25 protein-coding genes are annotated in these 25,121 nt (G+C 61.5%); 9 read left to right on the forward strand and 16 right to left on the reverse strand.

Annotated elements, in window-relative coordinates; all coding sequences use genetic code 11:
* The first annotated feature begins 27 nt into the window (after positions 1–27).
* A complete protein-coding gene (locus NXC14_RS10575; protein WP_085778094.1) occupies positions 28–1,434 on the forward strand; it encodes an adenylate/guanylate cyclase domain-containing protein in 1,407 nt (468 codons plus the stop codon).
* Between the two features lie 147 nt (positions 1,435–1,581).
* On the opposite strand, the gene NXC14_RS10580 is transcribed toward NXC14_RS10575, so the two are convergent.
* On the reverse strand, positions 1,582–3,369 hold the full coding sequence (locus NXC14_RS10580) for an ABC transporter ATP-binding protein (protein ID WP_085778095.1): 1,788 nt from the start codon (positions 3,367–3,369) through the stop codon (positions 1,582–1,584).
* A gap of 914 nt (positions 3,370–4,283) precedes the next feature.
* On the opposite strand from NXC14_RS10580, the gene NXC14_RS10590 reads away from it, so the two are divergent.
* Complete coding sequence (locus tag NXC14_RS10590; RefSeq protein ID WP_085778097.1) at positions 4,284–4,565, forward strand: DUF982 domain-containing protein; 282 nt, start codon at positions 4,284–4,286, stop codon at positions 4,563–4,565.
* Between the two features lie 161 nt (positions 4,566–4,726).
* On the opposite strand, the gene NXC14_RS10595 is transcribed toward NXC14_RS10590, so the two are convergent.
* On the reverse strand, positions 4,727–5,554 hold the full coding sequence (locus NXC14_RS10595) for a nickel-binding protein (protein ID WP_085778098.1): 828 nt from the start codon (positions 5,552–5,554) through the stop codon (positions 4,727–4,729).
* Between the two features lie 413 nt (positions 5,555–5,967).
* Here NXC14_RS10595 and NXC14_RS10600 point away from each other — a divergent pair, with 413 nt between their 5' ends.
* From NXC14_RS10600 to NXC14_RS10605, 3 genes are all read left to right on the forward strand, one after another.
* Positions 5,968–6,225 (forward strand): DUF982 domain-containing protein, encoded by a 258-nt coding sequence (locus NXC14_RS10600; RefSeq protein WP_085778099.1) that lies wholly within the window; start codon positions 5,968–5,970, stop codon positions 6,223–6,225.
* A 124-nt stretch (positions 6,226–6,349) separates the two neighbouring features.
* Positions 6,350–6,520: a hypothetical protein gene (locus NXC14_RS32390; protein ID WP_164517744.1), complete on the forward strand. Its 171-nt coding sequence runs from the start codon at positions 6,350–6,352 to the stop codon at positions 6,518–6,520.
* A complete protein-coding gene (locus NXC14_RS10605) occupies positions 6,520–6,750 on the forward strand; it encodes a hypothetical protein (RefSeq protein WP_085778100.1) in 231 nt (76 codons plus the stop codon). The genes NXC14_RS32390 and NXC14_RS10605 overlap by 1 nt, the downstream gene beginning before the upstream one ends.
* Before the next feature lie 182 nt (positions 6,751–6,932).
* On the opposite strand, the gene NXC14_RS10610 is transcribed toward NXC14_RS10605, so the two are convergent.
* The gene (locus NXC14_RS10610; protein WP_085778101.1) at positions 6,933–8,429 is read right to left on the reverse strand and encodes an FAD-dependent oxidoreductase; all 1,497 of its coding nucleotides are present in this window, start codon (positions 8,427–8,429) and stop codon (positions 6,933–6,935) included.
* Positions 8,430–8,474: 45 nt separating this feature from the next.
* On the opposite strand from NXC14_RS10610, the gene NXC14_RS10615 reads away from it, so the two are divergent.
* On the forward strand, positions 8,475–8,975 hold the full coding sequence (locus NXC14_RS10615; RefSeq protein ID WP_085778102.1) for a MarR family winged helix-turn-helix transcriptional regulator: 501 nt from the start codon (positions 8,475–8,477) through the stop codon (positions 8,973–8,975).
* A 28-nt stretch (positions 8,976–9,003) separates the two neighbouring features.
* Here NXC14_RS10615 and NXC14_RS10620 read toward each other — a convergent pair whose 3' ends face one another.
* The 7 genes from NXC14_RS10620 to NXC14_RS10650 all read right to left on the reverse strand — a co-directional run bounded on the left by NXC14_RS10620 (position 9,004) and on the right by NXC14_RS10650 (position 15,490).
* Positions 9,004–9,393, reverse strand: a complete 390-nt coding sequence (locus tag NXC14_RS10620) for a RidA family protein (protein WP_085778103.1) — start codon at positions 9,391–9,393, stop codon at positions 9,004–9,006.
* A 46-nt stretch (positions 9,394–9,439) separates the two neighbouring features.
* Entirely contained in the window at positions 9,440–10,021 is a 582-nt protein-coding gene (locus NXC14_RS10625; protein ID WP_085778104.1) for an NAD(P)H-dependent oxidoreductase, read from the reverse strand.
* Entirely contained in the window at positions 10,018–11,427 is a 1,410-nt protein-coding gene (locus NXC14_RS10630) for an FAD-binding oxidoreductase (protein ID WP_085778105.1), read from the reverse strand. Before NXC14_RS10630 ends, NXC14_RS10625 begins: the two co-directional genes overlap by 4 nt.
* Before the next feature lies 1 nt (position 11,428).
* Complete coding sequence (locus NXC14_RS10635) at positions 11,429–12,742, reverse strand: cytosine deaminase (RefSeq protein WP_085778106.1); 1,314 nt, start codon at positions 12,740–12,742, stop codon at positions 11,429–11,431.
* Positions 12,742–13,584, reverse strand: coding sequence for an ABC transporter permease (locus tag NXC14_RS10640; protein ID WP_085778107.1), 843 nt, complete (start codon positions 13,582–13,584; stop codon positions 12,742–12,744). Before NXC14_RS10640 ends, NXC14_RS10635 begins: the two co-directional genes overlap by 1 nt.
* Positions 13,581–14,408: an ABC transporter ATP-binding protein gene (locus NXC14_RS10645; protein ID WP_085778108.1), complete on the reverse strand. Its 828-nt coding sequence runs from the start codon at positions 14,406–14,408 to the stop codon at positions 13,581–13,583. Before NXC14_RS10645 ends, NXC14_RS10640 begins: the two co-directional genes overlap by 4 nt.
* A gap of 68 nt (positions 14,409–14,476) precedes the next feature.
* Entirely contained in the window at positions 14,477–15,490 is a 1,014-nt protein-coding gene (locus NXC14_RS10650) for an ABC transporter substrate-binding protein (RefSeq protein WP_085778109.1), read from the reverse strand.
* A 182-nt stretch (positions 15,491–15,672) separates the two neighbouring features.
* Between NXC14_RS10650 and NXC14_RS10655 the strand changes: the two genes are divergently transcribed.
* Positions 15,673–16,623, forward strand: coding sequence for a LysR family transcriptional regulator (locus NXC14_RS10655; protein WP_085778110.1), 951 nt, complete (start codon positions 15,673–15,675; stop codon positions 16,621–16,623).
* A 9-nt stretch (positions 16,624–16,632) separates the two neighbouring features.
* Here the strand turns inward: NXC14_RS10655 and NXC14_RS10660 are convergent, their stop codons facing one another.
* Positions 16,633–17,430, reverse strand: coding sequence for a creatininase family protein (locus NXC14_RS10660; protein ID WP_085778111.1), 798 nt, complete (start codon positions 17,428–17,430; stop codon positions 16,633–16,635).
* Positions 17,431–17,662: 232 nt separating this feature from the next.
* Here NXC14_RS10660 and NXC14_RS10665 point away from each other — a divergent pair, with 232 nt between their 5' ends.
* Entirely contained in the window at positions 17,663–18,142 is a 480-nt protein-coding gene (locus NXC14_RS10665; RefSeq protein ID WP_085778112.1) for a DUF2938 domain-containing protein, read from the forward strand.
* A 122-nt stretch (positions 18,143–18,264) separates the two neighbouring features.
* On the opposite strand, the gene NXC14_RS10670 is transcribed toward NXC14_RS10665, so the two are convergent.
* From NXC14_RS10670 to NXC14_RS10690, 5 genes are all read right to left on the reverse strand, one after another.
* Positions 18,265–19,194, reverse strand: coding sequence for a transposase (locus NXC14_RS10670; protein ID WP_157131399.1), 930 nt, complete (start codon positions 19,192–19,194; stop codon positions 18,265–18,267).
* Between the two features lie 245 nt (positions 19,195–19,439).
* A complete protein-coding gene (locus tag NXC14_RS10675; protein WP_085778113.1) occupies positions 19,440–20,411 on the reverse strand; it encodes an IS110 family transposase in 972 nt (323 codons plus the stop codon).
* Between the two features lie 204 nt (positions 20,412–20,615).
* Positions 20,616–21,257, reverse strand: coding sequence for a ThuA domain-containing protein (locus NXC14_RS10680; RefSeq protein WP_085778114.1), 642 nt, complete (start codon positions 21,255–21,257; stop codon positions 20,616–20,618).
* Positions 21,258–21,273: 16 nt separating this feature from the next.
* On the reverse strand, positions 21,274–22,374 hold the full coding sequence (locus NXC14_RS10685) for a Gfo/Idh/MocA family oxidoreductase (protein WP_085780063.1): 1,101 nt from the start codon (positions 22,372–22,374) through the stop codon (positions 21,274–21,276).
* A gap of 35 nt (positions 22,375–22,409) precedes the next feature.
* Positions 22,410–23,609, reverse strand: coding sequence for an ROK family transcriptional regulator (locus tag NXC14_RS10690; protein WP_085778115.1), 1,200 nt, complete (start codon positions 23,607–23,609; stop codon positions 22,410–22,412).
* A gap of 198 nt (positions 23,610–23,807) precedes the next feature.
* On the opposite strand from NXC14_RS10690, the gene NXC14_RS10695 reads away from it, so the two are divergent.
* Positions 23,808–25,112 (forward strand): extracellular solute-binding protein, encoded by a 1,305-nt coding sequence (locus NXC14_RS10695; protein WP_085778116.1) that lies wholly within the window; start codon positions 23,808–23,810, stop codon positions 25,110–25,112.
* Positions 25,113–25,121: the final 9 nt, after the last annotated feature.

A 25,121-nucleotide genomic window follows, 5' to 3' on the forward strand; every position in this document is an offset into this window, starting at 1 on the left:
CGTATTGTCAGCACAGAGACTTGTTCGATGAGCGAAATGGACGTGCTTTTTGCCAGCCTGCGACAGGCGGCTGACCCTGAGACGGTCGAGTGCATCGAAAATGTCGTCAAGCACGGCGCCGATCGCGATCTCAATCGCATCAATGCGCTCGCCTTTGCCGATAAGCATCATCTCGATGCAGAAAAAACCATCGCCGCCTTTCTGCATGCAGCCCGGATCGGCGCATTCGAGATGACCTGGAACGTGCTTTGCCCGGGATGCGGCGGCGTGCTGGACAGCGGCGCAACCCTCAAGGGGGTCAACCAGGAAACCTATCATTGTGCACTCTGCGCCGCCGGATACGAACCGACCCTCGACGAAATGGTCGAGGTCACCTTCACGGTCAGCCCGCGCGTGCGCAGGATTGCCGCCCACGAGCCCGACCGGCTGCCGCCGCTCGAATATTACCGGCAGATTTTCTTCAGCTCCGGCGTCGACCTGCCGGAGGATCTGGAAGCGAAGTTCGACCGCATTCTGCTGGAGATGATCGAGCTGGCGCCGGGCGAGAAAGCCTTCGTTTCGCTGCAGCTGCCGGCGCAATTTGTCATCATCTTCGATGCGGTGACCCATTCGGCGCAGTTCATCGATGTGCAGGGCGAGCCGACCGACGAGCGCCAGAATCTTTCCATGGTCATCAGCCGCGGGCATGCGCTGAATGAAACGGTGACGCTGCGCCCCGGCTTGCTGCGGCTCACCCTCGAGAACCACACCGATCGCCGGGTGGTGCCGAATGTCTGTATTGCCGGCGATGAGCTGCACGAACTCCTCGGCCGCAGGCGGGCGTTCCTGACGGCCAAGCGGCTGCTGACGAACCAGAGCTTTCGCGACATCTACCGGACCGATACGCTCGACGTCGACCAGCGCCTGAAGATTACCAGCCTGACCTTCCTCTTCACCGATCTCAGGGGCTCGACCGCGCTTTACGAACGTGTCGGCGATCTGGCCGCTTTCGATCTGGTGCGGGCGCATTTTCGCGTCCTTCACGAGATCGTCGCCACCGAGGCCGGAGCGGTCGTCAAGACGATCGGCGATGCCGTGATGGCGACCTTTCCGAGCCCGGACCGGGCGGTTGCGGCGGCGCTGAGGATGCGCGAGGCGATGCGCCGGCTGAATACCGAACACGGCAGCGAAGACCTGCTGCTGAAGATCGGCATCCACGAGGGACCATGCCTCGCCGTCAACCTGAACGACAGGCAGGACTACTTCGGCCAGACGGTCAATATCGCCTCCCGCGTCCAGGGCCTTGCCGACCCGAACGTGATCATGACGACCGAGGCGATCGTCGAAGATGCCACTGTGTCGGAGATCCTGCGCGACAGCGGCGTCACATCGGCCTCACGAATGGCCGAGCTTCAGGGCATCGGCAGGGAGGTCAGGATCTTCGCCCTGTCGTGAGCCGCATCCGCTGATCCCGCCTATTATCTCTGCTACCCAGCAGACGGTAGAACTCGCCCACATTCGAGGTGATCGCAGAAGCGATCCGCCAATCCTGATGCCTATGCAGGAGAAGAAACGCCAGAGCCGCCGCCCCGGCGTTTCGATTCAAGCCACCAGCCCCTTGGTCAGTTCCAGCGCCTGGCGTTCGAATAGCCGGCGATAGATGCCGCCATTGAGCCGGATCAGCGCCTGGTGGTCGCCCTCTTCGACGATCTTGCCCTTGTCGAACACCAGCAGCCGGTCCAGCGCCCGCACGGTGGACAGCCGATGGGCGATGACAAGCGTCGTGCGGCCGTCCATCAGGCGTTCCATGGCTTGCTGGATCTGCACTTCGCTTTCGCTGTCGAGGCTCGACGTCGCCTCGTCGAGGATCAGGATCGGGGCATCGGCCAGGAAGGCGCGGGCGATGGCGACACGCTGCCGTTCGCCGCCCGACAGCTTGACGCCGCGTTCGCCGACCATCGTCTCATAGCCCTTGGGCAGGTCCATGATGAAGCCGTGGGCATTGGCCTGTTTCGCCGCCTGCTCGATCTCGCGCCGCGAGGCGTTCGGCCTGGAATAGGCGATATTCTCCGCCAGCGTGCGGTGGAACAGGATCGGCTCCTGCTGCACGATGGCGATCTGGCCGCGCAGGCTCGATTGTGTGACCGCGGCGATATCCTGCCCGTCGATGCGAATGGCGCCCGAGTTCACGTCATAGAGGCGCTGGATGAGCTTGACGAAAGTCGTCTTGCCCGAGCCCGAATGCCCGACCAGGCCGACGCGCTCACCAGATTTGATGGTGACCGAAAAATCGCGGTAAAGCGGGTCGGGGTGCGCCCCATACTGGAAAGTGACCCGATCGAAGACGATCTCGCCCGCGCCGATCGCAATCGAGTTGGCGTTCGGCCTGTCCTCGATGCCGAGCGGCATCCTGTCGAGCAGCACCAGCTCCTCCATGTCGTTGACGGCACGCTGCAGGTTGCGGATGTCCTGGCCGACATTGCGCAGATAACCTTGTAGGACGAAGAACATCGCCAGCACGAAGGTGATGTCGCCGGCGCTCGCCAGCCCCTGCCGCCACATGATCAGGCCCGTCCCCAGAATGCCGGCCTGCATGGATACCATCATGATGCCCTGGATCGTGCCGCTCAAGGTGCCGCGCTTCCATGTCCGTCGCGTGCGGCTGTCCCATTTGCCCAGCACGTGGCGCAAGCGGGCTTCTTCGCGGTTTTCAGCCCCGAAGGCCTTGACCACCGAATTGCAGCTGATGGCATCCGCAAGCGCGCCGCCGAGCTTGGTGTCCCAGGCATTGGCAAGCCTCGCCGCCGGCGACACGAAGCCCATGGAAAGCGCTACAGTCACGCCGATATAGACAAGCGACCCTGCAGCCACGATCAGGCCCATGACCGGCCAGTAGCTGCCGAGCACCATACTGGCGCCGACCAGCATTACGATAGACGGCAGCAGCGCGACCAGCAGCACGTCGTTGAGCAAGTCGAGCGCCCACATCCCGCGAGTGATCTTACGCACCGTCGAACCCGCAAAGCTGTTGGCGTGCCAGTCGGTCGAGAAACGCTGCACCTTGTGGAAACCGTCATTGGCCACATCGGCCATGATGCGCAGCGTCAGCCGGATGATGCCGTTGAAAATGAACCAGCGCAGCACGACACTGGTGAGGCCGAGCACCACGACGACGAAGGCGCTGAGCGCACCGTCGGCGGCGTGACCGCCGGCAATGGTATCGACGATCTGGCCCGAAAACACCGGCACCATGACCTCGGCAAGCGTGCTGGCCGCAACCAACACAATGATAACGCCCACCAGAACAGCACGGTGGCGCCAATGATGAAAAACAAAGCCGAGCACGTGACGATAGGCGTCGGCGCGGAAATCGAGCTTCTTGCGAGTCATTTTAACCAGCCCGGCCGGTATCGGAAACCGGTCCTCAAAATCGAGAGTTAAAAGGCAGCCACGCGGAAGACGAAGTGATCCCGTCAGATCAATCGGGCTGTGAAGGGAGAAAAAACCGCTTATCGCGCGCGCTAGGGGCGAGCCGCGAATGGATATGACCTAGCGTCGGGACATACCGCACGGGAAGGCTTCGATGATTGCTGATGTCATTCAACGCCTCCCTTATGTTCGATCTGAAGCGGTAGCGTTTTGTAGCGAAGCAATTCGCCCTTGCCAAGAGGGAATTTACAACCCTACGGAAAGTGATGCGAAAACGACACAATTCGAAGACTGGGAAAATTCGTGCGCGCTGAGGGTCGCGAGCCGGATCACGTCGAGGCGCAACGCCCGATCGTCAAGATGTCGCCCTCCTGATGCGCCAAACCCCTGAACGGCGAACCGGTCTTTCAATAGCTGCACGAGCGAGCATTGCTGGGCCTGAAGCCGCCCGCGCAGGCCGGGTTCCTCGAAGTATCCCGCTGATACTGAAAATCCTCCCGGTCCTGCCTCGATGGCGAGGTGTTACAGGAAGACATGAGCGTGGACAAACCGATCATCGCGCCGGTTGCGACCATTGTGAGGAATCGGGTCATCTAAGCTTCTCCTGAGGTTTGTCTCGGCAATCTATCATGCCGATACAACCAGATGCGAGGACCGGCGAGAGTGATCACGCTGATCTGATAGGAAATGGCTTCGATCATCGAGCGATCGTCCCTCGTGATCCTGCAATCCCGATAATCTGCTCGAGCTATTCTGCGATTATGGAAGGAAGTTCATAGTGTTCTCTAGCGAACTAATCGCGATTTCGCCTTGAACAAATCGGTGATTTTCAGTAATATTGTTCCATAAAAAAGTAATATAAATGGGAGGTTACTATGTCGGAAGCTCGGTTCGAGCCGGTTTTTCTTCATCGTCAGCATTTCGTCGCCGAGATCAAAAGTCTTGACGAAATCTTCGATTTTCTGGATGAGTGGCCGCAGGACAAGCGAGGTCTGGCATATGACACTCTGCTGAAGGCGTGCAGGGATACCGCCAAGGGGGCATTTCCTCTCAGCGCCGCGCGCGAGAATTTCCGCCGTTTTCTGAAGATGTCGGGCATGCTCGACAGCGGCCCCAAATTCGAGGGGATGGGCGATCGAAACGTCGGCAATGCTTGAAGAGCCACGTCTGTTCGCGACGATCTGAGCTGGCGTGCTGCCACGTCATAAGCGGCGCGTCCCGAATCTCCGGTCATAACCGACCGCGGCGCCGCGGAATGCCGCAACAGTCTCAGCGGATTTCACCGGCTCTATGCGCGTCGCCCCCGTCGCGACGCGCTTTAGCCAAGGCTGGCACCCGCCCAATCGCAGCGGAAGACCAGCACGGGCTTCGAAAATCCCTTGATGCGCCGGCGCGTCGCGTGGGCAAAGAGGTCGCCGGCGCCAAATTCCCGGAATATATTCTCCGACACGAGGATCTGGTCACTGGCTGCGGCCGCGCAGAGGCGGGCTGCGAGCTGCACGGTGGAGCCGAAGAGGTCGTTGCTGTCCTCGACCGGCTCGCCGCAATCGAGCCCGATGCGAACATGGATCGGCTCGGCCTTGCTGCCGTTGTAATGCTGGAATTCCTGCTGGATCGCCATGGCGCATTCGACGGCTGCGGTCGTCTCCGCGAAGGCGGCCATGATGCCGTCGCCGGTGTGCTTCACTTCGCGGCCGGAATTTTTGCCGAGGCACCGGCGCACGATCGCGTCATGCGCCCTGACCAGCTCCGTCCCCATGCGGTCGCCGAGGCGCGCCGTCATCTCGGTCGAGCCGACAATATCGGTAAACAGGATCGCCCGGTGGCCAGGATCCATCCGCGGCGCGGATTGGCCCGGCGCCGGATCGGGGTCATTGATGCGACCGAGAAAGGCCTCGACAGCCGACAGAGCCACCTCGACGACCTCATTGGCGACGAAACCGTGCGCTTCGCGATGTACGCAGTGGACGGTTTCGACATCGGGCGCATCCACCAGACAGAAGGCCGTACCGCGCCGCTCGTCGAACCAATAAGTCAGAAACTTGACGCCGTATCGATCCTGAATGTCGATATCCATGCGATGCGCCTGGGCAACCTCGGCGGCTGACGTTCCTTCGAGGTAGTGCCGGTCCATGAAGATAGGCATCGCGCGTCCTCCCAGATCCGCCGCGTGCGAGAGATGGCATTGTACGATCTGGATTCATTCCCGTCCACCTTCGGGACAATCAATGCCTGATCGTTGCCAGGCGTTGCTTCCGAGAAGGCAACGCGTTGCTGCACGCCCGATAGAATATGCATGGATATTGGTGATTTTAATGAGTGGGTGTAATGAGTTCAGTCTGATATTTACCATAATCGGTCGTTTAATGCTGATAGCGAGAGTTCCGGAACCCCTCGAGAAGCTTCAGACGTTTCCCGTTTCAAGCGTCGCCTGCCGGATCCCGCCGGGAGAGACGTGTCTTTCACGGTCATGGTGCCAAGGATCGAAGGCCGCTGCCAACGGCATGCTAATTGCAAAGTATCGGTTAGCTCGCCGAAATGAGGAAAAGCTGTAGCAAAGTGAGACAGACGGCAAATTTTCGACCGGTAGGCCTGGCCTCCATGGGGCTCGGCCATTATGCCGTTATCAACTCAGTGTGGGATGCCGCGCGAACGCTGCTCCGTGACTGGCCGGTGGATGACGGCGAAGAATATTTCGAAGCGGTCAAGGCCTGCCTGGATGCGATTACCGGCGATCTCTCGCCGGATCATGTGCGCGCCGTCTTCATCAGGGCCGCGCAGGAGGCGGGCATCGCCGTCATAGAAGCCGCCGACTGACCAGCGGCCGCATTCTGACCAGCGGCGCATCCTAGTTCCTGTTTCAAAGACACACTCGTGGTCGCGCTTGACTTTTTCAGCTAAAAGTCTAAATTAGAACAAAACAGGAACATTGGAGATGGTCATGACACATACGGAACAGGTGATCGCCAACGCCCTTGCCCTCGTCGAAGCCTCTCGCGCCGCCCGCGAGCGGGATCAGCAGCGCCGCGCCGCCTGGCAGAAAAAGGTGGAACTCAGCCGTCCGCTGCCGCCTCTGCCGCGCCCGGTCCAATTGCCGCTGGCGCTGAACTGATGCGGCCGGTTTTGAAATCCCGTCAGGCCAAGCCTGATCAGTTGGAACCCGATGATGCTTGGGAAGTGGAAGCCGTGCTCGCCTGGCATGACGATGATGCCAAGGCGGCGATCCGTTCGCTGCTCGACGACTGCAAGCATCTGCGCCGGCAACTGGCGCTGGCCGAACGAGTGATGAGCCGCGGCATGGCGCGCGGCTGGACGCCGCGTTACGAGCGCGACGCGCTCTGATGAAGTCTTCAGCCGCCCTCTGCCGCGCGGCGGCTTTGGCCGGACCCGTATAGGCTCTGGCCGTGAACTGGCGGCACCGAGGCTGACGAGGTGAAAACCGGAAGCGTTAGCCGCCGGTCCGACCGCTCGGATGGCCCCCCTGCGGCTCGCTCAGCAGGTTTCAGCATCGTGACGTTCCGCAGTCATGCCGCGAGGCCGACCTTGGCGAAATAGGCTTCCAGCGCTGAAGCGGCGCCGGATGCGACTATGGCACCTATATAGCCATCCGGACGCACGAGCACATGGTCGCCCGGCGTCAGGGCATAGACGCTGCGGAAATGCCCGCTTTCATCCAGGAGGTCGCCGCTCCGGCCGACCCTGTGGATGTGCAAACCCTTGCGCGGCGGCACGACTGTCTGGTCGACCTCGTAGCAGAGTAGAGTCCAATGGGCGCCCCTGAACATGTCGAACAGCCGCCTTGGCTGACCGGCCGCACCGGCGAGCGCGGCATCCGGCGCGCGATCGCCGGCAAGCAGACCGCAGCGGCGTTCCGGCTTTTCCAGCGCGACGGAGGATTCGGGATAGCCGATATCGAGCTGATGAACCTCGCGGCCACGTCTGACGTCACCGCGCTTCAGCGCATCGAGAAGTTTGGTCGCAAGGCCAAGCATCGCCGCGGCAATCGGGCGGCGCTCTTCCTCGTAGCTGTCGAGCAACTGATCGGGGGCTCCGGCGACGACCGCAGCCAGTTTCCATCCGAGATTATAGGCATCCTGGACGCTGGTATTGAGGCCCTGGCCGCCGGTCGGCGGATGCGTATGCGCGGCATCGCCGACGAGAAAGATGCGGCCGAGCCGGTAGCGGTCGGAAAGCCGGGCGTTCATGGTGTAGGCCGAGGCCCAGGAGACCGACTGGACGTCAACATTCTCGCGGCCGGTGCGTTCCCTCACCAAGGCGGTCAGACCCGCTGCGGATAGGTCGATCTCGCCTTCGAGAGGGATCGGTCCCTGGATCTGGAACAGATCGGTTCCCGCCAGCGGGCAAAGGGCCAGCTGCCGCTGCATGTCGCCTTCGCCAAAGCGATGCCAGGCGTCGCGATCTAGCCCCGTCAGCGCGACATCGGCGACGATGGCGCGCACGCCGAGCGTCTTGCCGGGAAAGCCGATATCCAGCGCGTGGCGTACAACGCTGCGGCCGCCATCGGCGCCAACCAGCCATCGGACGCGAATGGTCTCGTCACCGGATTGGCTATTGAGTTGCGCCGTCACGCCCGCCTCGTCCTGTTCGAAACCGATAAGCTCGCAGCCGAATTCCGGCCGGTGTCCCAGCTCGATGAGGCGCTCGCGCATCACCCTCTCGGTCAGAAACTGCGGCACCATCAGCGGAAGATGATAGGGCTCGGCAGGCGTCGCCTCCTCGCGCACCATGGCGTCGGAGTCGATAAAGCTTCCGTCGTTGCGATATTCCCGCTGCTTGGGATAGGCGCCGCCGAGCGCGACGATCCGGTCGAGGATACCCATATCCTCGAAGACCTCCTGCGTTCGCGGCTGAATGCCCTTGCCGCGCGAGCCGCGGAAAGGGTCGTTTAGCTTTTCGATCAGGCGAAAAGATATACCACGGCGCGCCAGCTCGATCGCCAGCGTCAGCCCGGCTGCGCCGGCCCCTGATATCAGCACGTCGATTGTCGAATTCTGTGTCATTGTCTTCTCCATATGTGTATTATGCACATAATAGGAGAACTCGAAATGCCGTCAACAATAAATGTGCAAAATACACATATATCGGAAAAGCTGCGCGAACTGCATGGGGCTTTGATCGAAATCGTCAGCGTGATGAACCGGCCCCAGCGAGACGAGCAGATGGTGCGCGAAGCAGGTATTTCGCTCGATCGCGCCCTGTTTCCGCTGCTGGTGACGGTGGAACGCCTCGGCCCGATCGGCGTTGTCGAACTCGCCGACCGCGCCGGGCGCGACTACACCACTGTCAGTAGACAGGTCGCCAAGCTGGAGAGCCTGGAGCTGGTCGAGCGTCGGGAAAGTGCCGCCGACCGTCGCGTGCGCGAGGCTGTCATCAGTCCGAAAGGCAAAGCGATGACGGACCGCATCGACGCCGCGCGCGAGCGGATGGGCCGCGCGATCTTCGCAAGCTGGGACGAGCACGATTTCAATGAGCTGGTGCGGCTTATGCGAAAATTTGCCAGCGATATCGGCGATAGCGCTGAGGAGCCTCGTGGAGAGGGCGGCTGACGCGGGCGCTCCCACAGGGCCTGCTTCATCAGAATACTTTGGCGGCCGTCACTTCGACTTCCACTAGAAAGTCAGGCCGGGTGAAGCCGCTGACGATGATCAGCGTTGAGGCCGGCTTCGGATCCAAGGTATAGCGATCCCGCACCGCCATATAGGCCGGGAAATCGTCGCGTTTCGTCACAAAGGCGGAAATGCGGATGACGTCGGCAAAGCTCATCTCGGCCTCGGCGAGAATTGCCTTGATTGCCTCGAAGCAGAGTTCCGCCTGCGCACCGATATCCTCCGGCACGATCTCGTCGGGGCCGATGCCGAGCTGACCCGAGGTGACGAGCAGCGAGGCGCCCGGTGGCACCAATAGGCCGTGATTGTAGTGTCCGAACGGCCGGCGGACGGATGAGGGATTGAAAACCTTCTTCATCGGCATTCCCTACTTGGACGAGGATGTCATTGTCGCGGCCGGAGGTTCAGTAGCGCTCCATGGCGTTTTTCACCTTCTCCAGAAACCGCGTCCGGGTTTCCTCAGTGCAGTTGTTCATGTCGTAGTGGGCAAGAAAGGAGACCGGCCGTAGCGGGTTGATCTGGGCTCGCAGCACACGCTTGACGATCTTCTTCGGCGGGTTGCCGGCCACGAAGGCACGGAACGGCGTTGCGCCATAAGTCAGAACGGCGGCAAGCTTCCTGATATGGCGCAGCCGCGATTCCACCTTGCCGTCGACCAGTTCGAACGAGACGCCGGGAAGCCAGACGCGATCAAAATAGCCCTTCAATATTGCCGGGAAGCCAAAATTCCAGATCGGCGTGACCAGCACCAGCCCTTCGGCCCGCTTCAGCCGCTCAACATAGGATTTCACCAGCGCGATATTGTCGGGGTAGTCGTGATAGGCGAGCCGGTCATGCCGGGAGAGAACGGGATCGAAATTCTCGGCGTAGAGATCGCATCCGTCCACGTCATGGCCGGCTTTGCGCAGGCTTTCCAGCGTCTGCTTATAGAGCGCTTTGCCGTAGCTTTCCTCCACCGGATGCGAATGCAGCACGAGCACCCTCATGAGGCCTCCATAAGGCCCGCAAGGCCGGGGAAGAGATAGTTCTTGCCGGCATTGAAATCGAAGTCCGGGTTCTCCCAGGCGATCATCTTGCCGGGATTCAGAAGCCCTTTCGGATCGGTTTCGTGCTTGAAGGCAAGCTGTACCTTGTCGGTGCGCTTCATGCCGCCTTCCTCGAGCGTGTAGCGGTGCGGGTTGAAGATCGGGCAGCCGTGATCCTGGTGGATCCGGATGATTTCTTCAAGGCGCTCTTCCGTGGTATAGCGCACCAGCGGAAGGCCGGAGCACTGGATCTGCCCGTCGAATTTGATGAATTCGAGATGGCCGGGAACCTCGTCGCCGAAGATCTCCACCATCTTGGCAACCTTGGCCACGTGATCCGGCCCGGGGTACTGAACCTGCAGATAGGTGAACCCAGGATCGACCTTCAGCGCCCGCAGCGTCGTGTGGTTCCAGGCAAGTTCATAGGCATGCGGGATGCCCTTCATGCTCTCGACCTTGTCGGAGCGGAAGATCACTTCGCCCTTATGGGCCGAGGTGAAGGCCAGGAAGGCGTCCATCGCATGCGGCGCGATCATCAGCACCACCACCGACTGCCCCTTGCGGATATAGGGCTTGTGGCGGGTGAAATAGTCGTACGGGATCGGCGCGGCGATCGGGGCGATCTCCTTGACGAGGATGCCGTTGCATTTGGCAAGCGCATCGGAGAAGCGCACGGCAGCCATGAAGTCGTCATAGCCGACGAGAACGTCCACCCAATCATAGGCAGGCGCCAGCGGCATTTCGATCTCGGTGATGACGCCGTTGGTGCCATAAGCGTGACTGACCTTCTGCAGGTCCCAGCCGGTGAGATCGAGCACGCGCGGCTCGGCCTCCATGGTGACGACGCGCAGGCGCAGAATATTGCCGAGATCGCGCAAGCCGCCCCAGGTGATCGAGCCGACGCCGCCGGAGCCGCCGGCGATGAAGCCGCCGACCGTCGCCATCTGCGCCGTCGAGGGATGGAACCGCAGTTCCTGGCCGGAATGAGCTTTGGTCTGCTTGTCGAGCTGGGCGATGATGATGCCCGGCTCGCAGATCACCCGGCCGGGATGAATTTCCTTGATCTTGTCCATGGCGGCAAGGTTCAGCACGATCCCGCCGGAAAGCGGCATCGCCTGGCCGTAATTGCCGGTGCCGCCGCCGCGCGGCGTGACCGGCACGCCATGCGCGAAGGCGACCTTCAGCGTCCGGATGACCTCTTCTTCGTTTTTCGGCGTGACGACGAGATCGGCCGTCACATTGTCAAGCTGCGCCTTCAGGATCGGCGAATACCAGTAGAAGTCACGGCTCTTCTGGCGCACCAGCGCCGGATTGTCTTCTATGGCGATGCCTTCGAGTTCCTTTTTGATCGTCTGATAATCCGGCATGTCAGGCTCCAACGACGCTGTCGAGTTCACGATAGTCCGGCAGGCTGCGGTCGATCACCTTGCCGCGTCGAAGGACGACGCGGTCGGACTGCGGACGGGAAAGAAATTCGCTCCAGCGCCTGGCGCTGAAGAGCACGAGATCAGCTGCAGTGCCGACGGCGATGCGCCCCATATCCGGTCGGCCGAGAATATCGGCGGGCGAGGTGGTGACAACCCGTGCGGCCTTATCCAGCGGATGGTCGAGATGCAGGATGCGGACCGCCTCGCGGAACACTTCCACCGGGTCGAGATCGCCATAGGCATAAAACGGGTCGCGGGTATTGTCGGAGGCGACCGCCGTTGCGACGCCGGCTGCCGCCAGTTCGTGGAAAAGTGTGACGCCGCGCCAGCGCGGAGTGCGGCCGGAATAGCGGTCCTGCAGATACGTGTTGCACATCGGCAGCGAGACGATGGCGAGACGGGCCTCTGCGACGAGATCGACCGTGCGTTTTGCCGTCTCCTCGTCCTGGCGGGCGAGCGAGCAGCAATGGCCGGCCGTCACCTTGCCGCCGAAGCGGTTGCGCAGCACGGCTTGCGCGATCGCCTTCAGGGTTTCCGCAGCCGGATCGTCGGTCTCGTCGACATGAAGGTCGACATCGAGGCCATTATCAGCCGCAACCCTGAACAACATGTCGAGCTGGCTGTCGAGATCGCCGCTCATCCGGGTGACGCCGCCGATCAGCCCGCCCTTTTCGCGGACCACAGTGACGAGATCGGCGAAATAGGCGGCGTCCGCCATGTTTTCCATCGGAAACAGCGCCACCGCCTGTAAGGCGATCCTGTCCTTCCAGACATCGCGCATTTCGGCAAAGACCTCGAATGAAATGCGGTGCTGCGGCGCAAGCGAATCGAGATGGGTTCGAATGAGGCTGGTGCCGTGTGCGTAGGCGCAGCGCAGCGAGAACTCCATGCGCTTCTTGACGTCGGCGGCCGACCAGTTTGCCTCGCGGTCTGCGCGCACGGCCTCCAATGCCCCCGGGAACGTGCCGTCCGGATTGGCGTTGCGCGGCCAGATGTGGCCCTTGTCGAGATGCGTATGCATGTCGGCGAAGCAGGGCCAGACCATGCCTTCCTTGAGGTCGGATTTCGCAATTTCGGCGGGCGCTCCGCCGGGCGGCAACAGGGCGGAAATCACACCGTCGGCGATGACGATATCGGCCCGCACGAGCCCCTCGACGGCAGGTGCGTCATAACCGGTGACGGCAGCTGCAGGCAGAGTCGCATTGCTCAGCACGAAGCGGCCGGCATTGGGCGGTGAGATGAAGGAATAGGTCATCAGTTTTCCCGTTTCAGGCTGCTCTCGTGCCAGCGGTGCAGGGCAAGCCACGAAATGAAGGAGGTGACGGCGAAGATCGCCACGCCGAGCAGCGAGAGCATCAGCAGCGCCGCAAAGAGGCGCGGAATATTGAGCCGGTATTGCGCTTCGAGGAGCCGGAAGGCGAGGCCAGAGCCGGCGCCCGCCGAGCCCGCGGCAAACTCGGCGACGACGGCTGCAATCAACGCCAGGCCGCCGCCGATCCTGAGACCGGTCATGAAATAGGGTTGGGCGGCCGGCAGCTTGAGAAAGAGCAGCGTCTGCCAGCGTGAGGCGCCGTAGAGCTCGAACAGGTTGATGAGATTATGGTCGACGCTTTTCAGCCCCTGCACCATATTCGAAAGGATCGGGAAAAAGGCAACGAGAAAGGCGCAGATGAGAAGCGCCACCTGCGTCGACGGCGCATAGATCAGGATCAGCGGCGAGATCGCCACGATCGGGGTGACTTGAAGAATGACCGCGAGCGGATAGAAGGCGAGTTCTATCCAGCGCGATTGCACGAGGAAGATCGCAAAGCCGACGCCGCCGACGAGCGCCAGCATCAGCGATACCAGCGTGATCTTGGTGGTGACCCAGAGGGCAGGGGCAAGCGTGCCCCAATCGGTCACGAAGGCATTTGCGACCGCGGCCGGGCCCGGCAGGATATAGGGCGGCACGCCGGACAGTCTGACATAGGCAGACCAGATCAGGATCAGCGCCGCGATCACCAGCAGGGGGATCAAGATGCGCAACGCCAGATCGCGGCTCCGGGCGTTTGCAGTGGTTTTGACAAGCAGCGGCGCTGCGGCCGGTTCGTCACTCATCGATGGTCCTCCACCGCGTTGATCGCCCCGATCAGCGAATGCGAGACCGTCTCGCAAGCTCTGCGGTATTCTTCCGAAGTGCGGTAATGGGCATCGCGTTCCAGGCTCGTCGTCAGCGGCAGGTCGGCATGAACGCGCCCGGGCCTTGCCTTCATCACGACGATGCGGTTCGAGAGATAGGCGGATTCGAAGACCGAATGGGTGACGAAGATGACGGTGATGCCGGTCACCTTCCAGAGGCGCAGCACGTCGTCGTTCAGCCTCTGGCGGGTGATCTCATCAAGTGCTGCGAAGGGCTCATCCATCAACAGGAGCTTCGGCCTGGTCACGAGCGCCCGAGCGATCGACACACGCATCTTCATGCCGCCGGAGAGTTCGCGCGGATAGGCGCTGGCGAAATCCTGAAGCCCGACGGTGCTCAACGTCTCCAGGATCCGATCGTGCGCCGCAGCCTTCGAAACATGTTTCAGCTTCAGCGGCAGATGGACGTTATCGAAGACGGTCTTCCAGGGCATCAGCGTCGGCTCCTGAAAGACGAAGCTGATATCGCCCTCAGGGAGACCCTTGGAGTTGATGCGCGAACTCGGCCAGTCGATCGCGCCCGAGGTCACATTGCCGAGGCCGGCAATGATGCGCAGCGCGGTGGATTTGCCGCAGCCGGACGGACCGAGCAGACTGATGAACTCACCGCTTTCCACGGTCAGCGACATGTTCGAAAGGGCTACGGTTCCGCTGGAGAAGACTTTCGAAACCGATTGCATGACGACCAGCGGCCGCTTGCGCATCTCTTTCGGTGATAGGGCCTGAGCTTCTGCTGGGGGCATTGCCTGTCTCGTTCATGCAGGGGAATGATCCGCCGTGTCGGCGGCGGATCGCAAGCGGCGTCTGCGGCTTACTTCTTCATCGCCATTCCCGTGCCTTTGCAGACGAATTTCGTCGTGAAGGCCTTGGTGTAATCCGTCTCCGGCTTGAACACCTTGATCGCTACCATTTCGTCGAAGAAGGCCTTGTAATGCGCCTCGGTCAGGCAGCCGATGCCCTTGTCGAGGCTGTCGCCGGATTCAATGATGCCGTATTCCTTCATCTTGGCGATGGAGTAGGCGATCTGACCATCCGTCATTTCGGGATTGTCCTTCTTGATCAGCTCATTGGCCTTTGCATTGTCGCCATAGAGATAGTGGTACCAGCCTTCGATCGAGGCATCGACGAAGCGCTGGACGAGATCCGGCTTACTGTCGATCATCGCTTGCGTGGTGGTGATCATCGTCGAATAGGGAGAGTAGCCGTTGTCTGCGAGCAGGAAGACTTTCGGTTCGAATCCGGCCTGCTTCTGGATCTCGTAGGGTTCCGAGGTAAGGTAGCCCTGCTGCGCCGAATCCTTGTCGGCAAGGAAGGGCGCCGGGCTGAAATTGTAGGGCTTGTACTGCTCGTCCCTGAAGCCTTTGAAGTTCGCCTTCATCCACTCGAAATAGGTGAGATAGCCGTCCTTGCCGAGGAACAGAGTCTTGAGCTTCGCGAGATCTTCAAACTTCTCGATGCCGGCATCGGGATGTGCAATCAGCACCTGCGGATCCTTCTGGAAGATTGCCGCGACATCGACGAGCGGAATACCCTGCTCGACGGCCGAGATCTCGCCCTGCGGCCCACCCATGTAGAAATCGATCTTGCCGGAGATCAGAAGCGCGCTGTTGGCGGCGTTCGGACCGCCCTGCACGATGGTGACGTCGAGGCCGTATTTGGCATAGGTGCCATCGGCCACGGCCTGGTAGAAGCCGCCATGCTCGGCCTGCGCCAGCCAGTTGGTGCCGTAGCTTACCTTGTCGGCGCCATGGGCCGAGACGGCGGCGGCGAACATGCCGCCAAGGCCGATGAGTGCGGAAACCGTATTCTTCAGTACATTGGGCATGATCAGCGTTCCCCTTCGGAGTTCTCGGCGTCTGCGATGACGTCGGATTTTCTTCATAGGAGCGGTTGCTTTGCTCTTTGAAAAGCATCAAATTTCGTGCGCAACGATGCCTTTTCGGCATCTCACCCAAAGCCTGTGCCTATTTTGCGCTGCGTGCTTAATTTTTGTGCAACGAGGTCCTGATGCTGCACTCCAGAAAGCTTCTCTATATCAACGAGATCGCGCGATCGGGCTCGATCCGCAAGGCAGCGGCACGGCTGAATGTGGCGTCTTCGGCGATCAACCGGCAAATTCTCGCACTTGAGGAGGAAATGGGCGCGCCGCTGTTCGAGCGCCTGCCGCGCGGGCTGCGCCTGACCGCCGCCGGCGAGCTCTGCATCGAACATATCCGCGAGGTGCTGAAGAATTACGAGCGGCTGGAGGGGCGCATTCGCAGCCTGAAGATGCAGCAGGCGGGCAAGGTGCGGCTGGTGACGACGGTCGGCCTTGCGGCCGGGCCGCTGCCTGAGATCATCGCGCGGTTCCAGTCGGAACATCCGCGCGTCTTCATGCAATTGCGCAACGACGCCGGCACGATGACGGTCAACCCGGTGCTTTCAGGCGAGGTCGATATCGGTCTCGGCTTCAATATCCCGGCAACGCCCGGCATCCGCACTCTCGGCAATTTCGACATACCGATCGGCGTGGTCCTGCCGCCCGGCCATCATCTGATCGGCCCCGGTCCGATCAACCTTGCCGATATCGTCCAGGAGCGCCTGGTGCTGGCGCAGCAGGGGACCAGCCTGCGCGACGTGATCAATCTGGCCCTGGCGCGCCTCGACGTGCATGTCGAACCGGTGCTCGAAACCAATGCCTCGGAGATGCTGAAGAAACTGGTCAAATCGGGGGCGGGGCTGACGATCCTGAACCCGCTCGACGTCATCACCGAATGCCGGCAGGGCGAACTGGTCTTCCGGCCGATCGCTGAGCCGCATGCGCGCCATCAGCCGATGAAGCTTTTTGCCCGCGCCCGCGCGCCGCTCGATTCCGCCACCAGCCTGTTTGTTGAGTACCTCTTGGCCGAACTGGCCGGCCTGGTGCAGGAGCTGCAGGCCAAGGGTCACATCGCGGCCTATGCTTCCGCGGCGATGTGAGCCACCGCCTTACTTCGAGTAGAGATTGGAAAGCTGGTAACGCTTCAGGTCATAGAGGAGCTCTATGAAGCCGCTGACCTGATGGCGGCAGATGGCTTCGCCCTTTTCTGACGTCCCGAGCGAGGCGTCGCCGACGACGCCGTTGGGATTGAGATCGTGCGCGATCCAGGCGAGCGAATGCGGCGGCAGCGGCTGAAGGTATTTCGATTGCCCGCGCATCCATTCCGCCTTGGAGCTGAAATTCTGCGCCTTCTCCATCCGCACCAGATCAGGCCGGAAATGCAGCATCAGCGAAGTTTCCACCTCGCCGCCATGGATGCCGTATTTCAGCTCATGCTCGCCGATCATGCCGTCCGGATGGCCGAAGCGGCCCCATTGCGTGGAGACGACGGCCATGGCGTAGCGCACGCGCAGCTCGCGCGCCACGATGCTCATGATATCGACATTGCCGCCATGCGAATTGACGATCACCATTTTGCGGATGCCTGCTTCGGCAACCTTTGCGCCGATCGCGGTCCAGACCGGAATGAGCAGTTCGGCGCCAAGCGACAAGGTTCCCGGCCCGTAAATATGTTCATTGGCCTTGCCGATTTCCTGCGTCGGCAGCACCAGGCAATCGAGATCGGCGGGCTTCTGCTTCCGCAACTCGGCAAGCATGCCGGTTGCGATCGCGACGTCGGTAGCAACAGGTAGATGCGGCCCGTGCTGCTCGGTCGAGGCGATCGGCAGGATGGCGATCGTGGTGTCCGCAGACAATCCCGCGAAGTCGTCGCTGACCAGTTCGTTCCAGTAAAATGGCACTGTCATTGCCGTTCGCCTCTCATTAGCGCTCGAGACAGTGAGTAGGGAATAACGCTACCTGCGAAAAGCATCAATTTGCGGCCGCACCGATGCCTTTTTGCGGATGATGGAGCAGCTGCCCCATCGACGGCGCCTCTTGGCCGCAATGTCTCGGCGAATGTCATGCCGAAACCATTGCGCAAGCGCCTCTGCAATGGTTCTCTGGCGCCTCTATCAAAACGCTCTCCGGTGATTCCCGATGTTCGATATTTTATGGCGCGGTCTGGCGATCGGCGCCGGCGCAACCATCCTCATGGACCTCTGGGCAATTGTGCTTGCCAAGTTCTTCGGTCAGCCGCCCGCCAATTGGGCGCCGGTCGGCCGCTGGTTCTGGCATCTCGGCCGCGGCAAGGTCTTTCATGACAGCATTGCCGATGCTGCGCCTTACGCGAATGAACTCGCTCTCGGCTGGATCAGCCATTACGTCGTCGGCATCCTCTATGGGGTGATCTTTGCGCTCATCATCGGTGAGGGATGGTTCGCCGCACCGACATTTCTTCCCGCCTGGATCTTCGGCATCGTCACCGTCGGGGCAGGGTGGTTCCTGCTGCAGCCGGGCCTCGGCCTAGGCTGGGCTGCTTCGAAACATCCAAAGCCGATGAAGGTGCGGTGTTTCAATCTGCTGGCGCATACGGTTTTTGCATTAGGACTTTATGGTACGGCGTTGATTTTGCGCTGAGATCGCCGCTTGCCCCTCACCCTAGCCCTCTCCCCGTAAACGGGGCGAGGGGACCTGCCTCGCGAGAGGTCGGAGAGGTTGCGGCATGGTCCCTTCGCCCCGCAAGCGGGGAGCAACCATGTTTAATTCTTGCGGTGTTGTGGCGTCCATTCGGTCTTGCGAAAGAGGATTGTGTTGGCGAGAACGATGAGTTTTCGGGCGACGGCTATAACGGCGCACAGGTGCTCCTTTCCGCTCTGACGCAAGCGCGTGTAGAAAGCGGCGAGATCCGGATTGTGCCGGGTTGCCGTGAATGCGCACATGAACAGGCTCTTTCGCAGGCGTTCGCGACCACCCTGGATGCGGCGTCTGCCGTGATATTTTCCGCTATCGTCGTCATAGGGTGCGACGCCGGCAAGGGCGGCGATCTCGGCGCGGCTGGCATGGCCGAGTTCGGGCAGCCGAATGATCAGGCACAGGGCGCTGCGCAGCCCGATCCCCTTGATGGAGATCAGCAGATCGAGCCGTTGCGCCAGGTCGCAATCGTCGCGAACCGTCTTTTCGAGCCGCAGCAGATGGGCCTTGCGGCAGGTTTCGAGGCGGGCGACCTCGCGCAGGTGGCGGCGTTTGATCGCCTCCGACAAGGCGGTCTCGGCAAAGGTCTTGACCAGCGCGATCTGCTGCTCGATCTGTTCCAGATAGGTCAGTTCGGCGGCCAACTTGTCGAAGCGTGCGTCCGGCAGCGCCGGCAACTGCTCGAGACTTGCCGTGAACAACGCAATCAGCACGGCATCGAGCCGATCGTTCTTGGCCCGCTTGAGCCGGCTCTTGGCAAAGAAGCGCAACTGCGCCGGCTGCAGACGCGCCGCCGGCCGCTTGCCGGCCCGCAGATGCGCCAGCAGCCGCCATTCACAGCCGCCGGAGGCTTCGAAGCCGATGCGGCTGACGTCATGCTCTCGAAGAAAGGCGTCAAGCGCCTTCAGGCCAGCGGTGTCGTACGTGACCCTCAGCCTTGCCTTACCGGGATGGAGGCAATGTCGAGATGGCTTTTGCCGACATCGATTCCGGCACAAATCATGCTATTATCGGTCATCTTCGTCGTCCCTGTCTTGGATACGAACCCCAAGGTTCCTGCAACCACACGGGCCAGATGAAGAGCCGGTTGCGATCCTGCTCCCCACAGCCCAAAACGGCTAAGAAGGTGACGATCCGACAACCAGCTGCCGGGCGGGCGGCCACCCGCCCGGCAAGCATCAATATCCTACATTTTTTTCATCCAAGAAGGTGGCGGCAGCCGGATGAGGATCTGTGTTGGCTGTCAAGGCGGATTTGGTGTCCAGAGACGGTTCTGAGATAGAAGGCAGTTTGCCAGCACGAGCAGCTTTCGCATGATGGCGACAAGGATGACCTTGGCTGGTTTTCCTGTGGCTTTGAGCGTGTCTGCGAAACGAGCAAGCGCGGGATTGTAGCGACATGCCGACAAGGCGGCCATGTAGAGCGCGCGCCGGGGTGCGGGCCTGCCGGCGCGGATGGAACGACGTCCGGTTCGTGCACCGCTGTCGTTCGCGATTGGGGCAAGCCCTGCCAGCATGGCGGCCTGTTTGCCCGAACATGTCCCCAACTCGTCCATGCCGGCCATCAAGGCCAGGGCCGTGACGCGGCCGATGCCGGGAATGGAGGTGAGGATCTCGCCCTTGCGGCAGAGCTGCGGATCCTCGCCGACACATCGTTCGATCTCTTTGTCGAGACGTTCGACATGCTGTTCCAGCCGTCGCACAAGGCGGTTGAGTTCGCCGCGCAGAAAGGCAGTGGTGGCAGCCTTGCTGCGATTCTGCAGGGCGGTGATGTCGCATTTGGCTGCCGATCGTGCATTGACCAGCTCCTGCAAGGCCTCGATGTGAGGACTTGGCGGCGTGTCGGCCGGCGGGCGCAGGCTCTCGGCCAAGAGCGCCAGGAAACGGGCATCTAGCCGATCGGTCTTGGCGAGATAGCCGCAGGCGCGGGCAAACATGCGCGCGCGCAACGGATCGACCACGGCGACGGCAAAGCCATCGAGCCAAAGCGAGTGATGGGCGGGGCGATGGAACTTACCGGTTGCCTCCATCACGATGCTTTTGGGCCGATGCCTGGCCAGCAGCCGTTTCAGCTGGTCGATGCCGGTCTTGTCATTGCTAAACCGCCGGCTTTCGCCCAGCGGATGCAGATGAACATCAAGCCACTCTTTACTCACGTCCACACCGGCATAAACTACCGGCATCGCGTCTTCTTGGAACGAAACCTTGCCTTGCATGCGGGACTTGCTCCCCATCATCTGTTCAGGACAAACGCGAGGACGGCCGGACCAATCTCATCCCCGGTTCAAGCCAAGGGGCCTGCGGTCCCGGCCGTCCGCACTCCGGCGGATGGCCATCCGCCGGAGTGCGCACCGATCATCAATCAGCGCGAATTGAACATGCAAGGGGCAGGGCAAACCCACGAACCGAACAGCCCTATCTCACCGCGCCGCCCAATTCGCACCCCGCCGGAAGATCGTCTTCATCTCCGGCACGTCGAACTCTTTGGCCTGATGGCCGAGCGAGGAATAGAACACACGGCCCTTGCCGTATTTGCGTTTCCAGACGACGGGCATGACGACGCCGTCGATCCAGTAGGCGTGTTCGCCCGTAAACCTGGTCGTGGCCAAAACCTCGTTCGAGGGGTCGACATGCATGTAATATTGTTCCGAGGTGTAAGGGAAATCGGTAATCCCCTCCATCAGCGGATCGTCCGGCCGGGTGATGTTGACGGTATAGTCGATGATGTTGCCGGGATGGGCCACCCACTGGCCGCCGATGATGAACTGATAGTCGACGGAATCGCGGAAGGCATCGCCCGCGCCGCCGTGATAGCCGGCGATGCCGACACCGCTTTCGATTGCGGCGGCGAGGTTCTTGACTTCCTCCTTCTCGATCTTCGACATCGTCATGATCGGCACGACGAGGCTGAGATCATGGACCGAAGGGTCGGCAAGCGCCTCGGTTCCATGTTCGAGGTAGACCTTGAAACCGTCTTCCTCCAGCATCGTCTTGATGATTTCGGCGCATTCCTGCGGCTCGTGTCCGCTCCAGCCACCCCAGACGATCAGTGCTTCACGCATTCTCATTCCTCCTGAATTATTTCGTCAGCCGTCCGTCGACGATGGATTCCGACAAGGGGGCAGGGCGCTCCACTGCGGTGGTGATCGTCACCGTCCGGCCAGTCTCGGACGCTGTATGGAAGGCTTCCATGACTTCGAGCACGTGCAGCGCCAGGTCGCCATTGGCGCGGTGCGGCCGGTTCGAGCGGATCGCATGCGCCATATCGGCGACGCCGAGCGAGCGGAAGTTGCCTTCGGCATAGGGCGCGGTGACCGGCTGGTCCTCGAAGGCGCCGCCCTTCTTCAGATATTCGACAGGACCGCCGAATTTGTTGGGATCCGGGACGATAAGCGTGCCCTCGGTTCCGTAGACTTCGAGCGGCACATGCTTGTGGCCGGCGACATCGAAGCTCATGACGACCTGTACGACCGCGCCGTTGGCAAAAGCCATCATGCCGGCGACATGGGTCGGCACGTGCACGGGAATACGCTCGCCGTTGCGCGGCTCGCTGGTAACAAGCCGCTCGGTTTGTGGCGTCGTCGCAAAACCGGCGACCTGTGAAACCGGGCCGAGAAGGTTGACCAGATCGGTGATGTAGTAAGGCCCCATATCGAGCATCGGCCCGCCGCCCACCTCGTAATAGAAGGCCGGGTTCGGATGCCAGCGCTCGTGGCCCGGGCACATGAAGGTGGCCGAGCCGCCGACCAGCTGGCCGATGACACCCTGGTCGATCAGGGCGCGCGCCGTCTGGTGGCCGCCGCCGAGGAAGGTGTCGGGGGCGGCGCCGATCCGCAGATTGCGGGCGCGCGCGACCTCCGCCAATTTATTCCCTTCCGCGAAATTAATCCCGAGCGGCTTTTCCGAATAGGTATGCTTGCCGGCCTCGAGCGCCTGCAAGGCGACGGCGACATGGGCCTTCGGGATCGTCAGATTGACGATGATCTCGACCTTCGCGTCGGCGAAAAGCTCCTCGACTGTCTTGGCAGGAACGTTGAACTCACGCGCCTTGGCCTCGGCAAGATCCGGGTTCAGATCGGCGACGCCGCGGATGTCGAGAATGGGAAAGGATGCCATCGCCGTGAGATAGGCGCCCGAAATATTGCCGCATCCGATGATGCCGATACCGACCTTTTCCATGAATTCCTCCATATCTATCTTGATTGTGTCGCCCGTCAGAGCGCCGGCCCGGTGGTGCTCCAGGGCGATTCGTAGAGCTCGTAGAGCGCCACCGCTGCCGCGCCCTGTGCCCAGAAATCATCGCTCGAATCGTCGAAGACGAGTTCGCTCACCCCGCGCAGCGAAGGCGGAATGGCAAGCGCATAGGCGTCGCGCAGGCTGTTCAAGAAGGGTTCGCCGAGCGCCAGGCTGGAGCCGACCAGGATGACGCGGGGCGGCGCAAACAGCGTGACGATATTGGCGATGGTCAATCCCACCGCCTCGCCGGCGCGGATGGCGGCGCCGATCAGCCGGTCGTCGTCGGCCTTGATAAGCGCCTGTGCATGCGTCATGCCGCGCCCGAGACGGATCGCTTCGGCAAAACGCCCATCGGCCTGCTGTTCGCCGAGGATGGCGCTTTCGCCTGCCTGGCTGAAGAGCCGCACCACGCCCTGCGGTCCCATGCCGAGCACGAGGTCGCCGAGATTGTGGCTGAGGCCGCCGGCGCCGCGGAAGAGGCGGTTGCCGTGCAGGACGCCGAGCCCCAGCGTTTGTTCCAGCGAAATCAGTACCATATCCTCGAGGTCGCGGGCCTTTCCGAACCAGTGATGACCGAGCGTAATGGCATGGGCGTCGCTTTCGACGATGGTCGGCGTTGCAAGCCGCGCCGACATCTCCGCGGCGAAATCGACATTGATGTCGCGAAAGATCGGGCTGCTTCTGACATAGCCGGTGCGGTGTTCGATGACGCCGGGAAAGCCGAGGCAGATGCTGTCGACATCCTCCAGCGAAAGCCCGGCATCGACGACGCAACGCCTCACGCCGTCCTCGACCAGATCGGCGATCACCCCGATCGGCTGCCGGTCGATGCGGATCGGCAGGGCGAGCTTCGACAGCACGTCGCCGCGGAAATTGGTGACGACGAAGACCATCCGGTTGGCGGCGATCTTGCCGCCGACCACGCGGGCGGCATCCGGATTGAGTTCCAGCGCCACGCGCGGCCGTCCACGCACCGCCTCATTGCGGATATCGCCTTCGTGGCGCGGCAGGATCAGCCCGTCGTCGAGCAGCGAGGCGGTGATGGCGGACACGGTGGTGGTGGAAAGTTCCGTCCGCTCGCTGATCTCGATGCGCGAGATCGGGCCATGGCGCCTGATGGTATCGAGCACGTTCAAGCGGTTGATCGCGCGCATCAATTCTGGATCTGCAGTCTTCATGAAAATGTGCCGGCAGTCGTTTGGTTGGCTGAAGCCAATATTTATAACGGGCTACGAATTAAATAGCGGGCAATTCCACGGAGCTGTCAAGCGAATTTGGCAAAAATTAATGCATTGGGTTGACATCCGGCACAAGGTCCGCTGAATTAATCCGCATTGGGGAAAAATTGTGAGGATAGGTCCGCTGGGAGGAAAATCATGAATTTTATGCTGAAGAACGCCGCTTTCGGCGGCAGGCGCATCGCATCCATGGCCGCGGCAGCCGGCATGTTGCTGGTCGGAGCAGGAGCTGCCTCGGCGACGACGGTGGTCAAGTGGCTGCATCTCGAAACCGATCCGAAGAACGTCGCCGCCTGGGAAGACATCGTCAAGAAATACGAAGACCGGCATCCCGACGTCGACATCCAGATGCAGTTTCTCGAAAACGAGGCCTTCAAGGCCAAGCTTCCCACGCTGCTGCAGTCTGACGACGTGCCGGATTTCTTTTTCAGCTGGGGCGGCGGCGTCCTGAAGCAGCAGTCCGAGACCGGCGCGCTGCAGGATGTGACGGCAGCACTCGATGCCGATGGCGGCAAGCTGCGCAAGGCCTACACGCCCGCCTCGGTCGACGGCCTGACCTTCGACGGCAAGACCTGGGCGATCCCCTACAAGGTCGGCCTGGTGAGCTTCTTCTATAACAAGGCGCTGTTTGCCAAGGCAGGCGTCAAGGCCGAGGACATCAAGACCTGGACGGATTTTCTTGAGGCGGTGAAGAAGATCAAGGCGGCCGGTATCGTGCCGATCGCCGGCGGCGGCGGCGAGAAATGGCCGATCCACTTCTACTGGAGCTATCTCGTCATGCGCGAAGGCGGCCAGAAGGTCTTTGACGCGGCCAAGAAGGGCGAGGGCGAAGGCTTCCTCGATCCGGCCATCATCAAGGCCGGCGAAGATCTCGCCGAGCTCGGCAAGCTCGAACCTTTCCAGCCCGGCTATCTCGGCGCAACCTGGCCGCAGACGCTCGGCGTTTTCGGCGACGGCAAGGCGGCGATGATCCTCGGCTTCGAGGCGACCGAGGCCAACCAGCGCAAGAATGCCGGCGACGGCAAGGGGCTTTCGCCCGACAATATCGGCCGTTTCGTCTTCCCGACGGTTGAAGGCGGCGCCGGAAAGCCCACTGATACACTTGGTGGCCTGAACGGCTGGGCGCTCACCAAGAAGGCCTCCAAGGAAGCGATCGATTTCCTCGCTTTCCTGACGAATGCGGACAACGAGCGGGCAATGGCCAAGGCCGGGATGCTCCTGCCTGTTGCCGTCGGCGCTGATGACGGCGTCGTCAACCCGCTGCTCGCCGAATCGGCCAAACAGCTTGCGGGTTCGACCTGGCATCAGAACTTCTTCGACCAGGATCTCGGTGCGGCCGTCGGCCGTGTCGTCAACGACGTCTCGGTGGAAATCGTCTCCGGACAGATGAACTCCAAGGACGGCGCCCAGATGATCCAGGACGCTTTCGAACTGGAACAATAACCAGCGCCC

This window comes from Rhizobium sp. NXC14, assembly GCF_002117485.1.
Classification (GTDB): domain Bacteria; phylum Pseudomonadota; class Alphaproteobacteria; order Rhizobiales; family Rhizobiaceae; genus Rhizobium.

Coding starts and splice junctions, on each gene's coding strand:
- NXC14_RS10575 (WP_085778094.1), top strand. CDS start 28: ATGAGCGAAATGGACGTGCTTTTTGCCAGCCTGCGACAGGCGGCTGAC.
- NXC14_RS10580 (WP_085778095.1), bottom strand. CDS start 3,369: ATGACTCGCAAGAAGCTCGATTTCCGCGCCGACGCCTATCGTCACGTG.
- NXC14_RS10590 (WP_085778097.1), top strand. CDS start 4,284: ATGTCGGAAGCTCGGTTCGAGCCGGTTTTTCTTCATCGTCAGCATTTC.
- NXC14_RS10595 (WP_085778098.1), bottom strand. CDS start 5,554: ATGCCTATCTTCATGGACCGGCACTACCTCGAAGGAACGTCAGCCGCC.
- NXC14_RS32390 (WP_164517744.1), top strand. CDS start 6,350: ATGACACATACGGAACAGGTGATCGCCAACGCCCTTGCCCTCGTCGAA.
- NXC14_RS10605 (WP_085778100.1), top strand. CDS start 6,520: ATGCGGCCGGTTTTGAAATCCCGTCAGGCCAAGCCTGATCAGTTGGAA.
- NXC14_RS10610 (WP_085778101.1), bottom strand. CDS start 8,429: ATGACACAGAATTCGACAATCGACGTGCTGATATCAGGGGCCGGCGCA.
- NXC14_RS10615 (WP_085778102.1), top strand. CDS start 8,475: ATGCCGTCAACAATAAATGTGCAAAATACACATATATCGGAAAAGCTG.
- NXC14_RS10620 (WP_085778103.1), bottom strand. CDS start 9,393: ATGAAGAAGGTTTTCAATCCCTCATCCGTCCGCCGGCCGTTCGGACAC.
- NXC14_RS10625 (WP_085778104.1), bottom strand. CDS start 10,021: ATGAGGGTGCTCGTGCTGCATTCGCATCCGGTGGAGGAAAGCTACGGC.
- NXC14_RS10630 (WP_085778105.1), bottom strand. CDS start 11,427: ATGCCGGATTATCAGACGATCAAAAAGGAACTCGAAGGCATCGCCATA.
- NXC14_RS10635 (WP_085778106.1), bottom strand. CDS start 12,742: ATGACCTATTCCTTCATCTCACCGCCCAATGCCGGCCGCTTCGTGCTG.
- NXC14_RS10640 (WP_085778107.1), bottom strand. CDS start 13,584: ATGAGTGACGAACCGGCCGCAGCGCCGCTGCTTGTCAAAACCACTGCA.
- NXC14_RS10645 (WP_085778108.1), bottom strand. CDS start 14,408: ATGCCCCCAGCAGAAGCTCAGGCCCTATCACCGAAAGAGATGCGCAAG.
- NXC14_RS10650 (WP_085778109.1), bottom strand. CDS start 15,490: ATGCCCAATGTACTGAAGAATACGGTTTCCGCACTCATCGGCCTTGGC.
- NXC14_RS10655 (WP_085778110.1), top strand. CDS start 15,673: ATGCTGCACTCCAGAAAGCTTCTCTATATCAACGAGATCGCGCGATCG.
- NXC14_RS10660 (WP_085778111.1), bottom strand. CDS start 17,430: ATGACAGTGCCATTTTACTGGAACGAACTGGTCAGCGACGACTTCGCG.
- NXC14_RS10665 (WP_085778112.1), top strand. CDS start 17,663: ATGTTCGATATTTTATGGCGCGGTCTGGCGATCGGCGCCGGCGCAACC.
- NXC14_RS10675 (WP_085778113.1), bottom strand. CDS start 20,411: ATGCAAGGCAAGGTTTCGTTCCAAGAAGACGCGATGCCGGTAGTTTAT.
- NXC14_RS10680 (WP_085778114.1), bottom strand. CDS start 21,257: ATGCGTGAAGCACTGATCGTCTGGGGTGGCTGGAGCGGACACGAGCCG.
- NXC14_RS10685 (WP_085780063.1), bottom strand. CDS start 22,374: ATGGAAAAGGTCGGTATCGGCATCATCGGATGCGGCAATATTTCGGGC.
- NXC14_RS10690 (WP_085778115.1), bottom strand. CDS start 23,609: ATGAAGACTGCAGATCCAGAATTGATGCGCGCGATCAACCGCTTGAAC.
- NXC14_RS10695 (WP_085778116.1), top strand. CDS start 23,808: ATGAATTTTATGCTGAAGAACGCCGCTTTCGGCGGCAGGCGCATCGCA.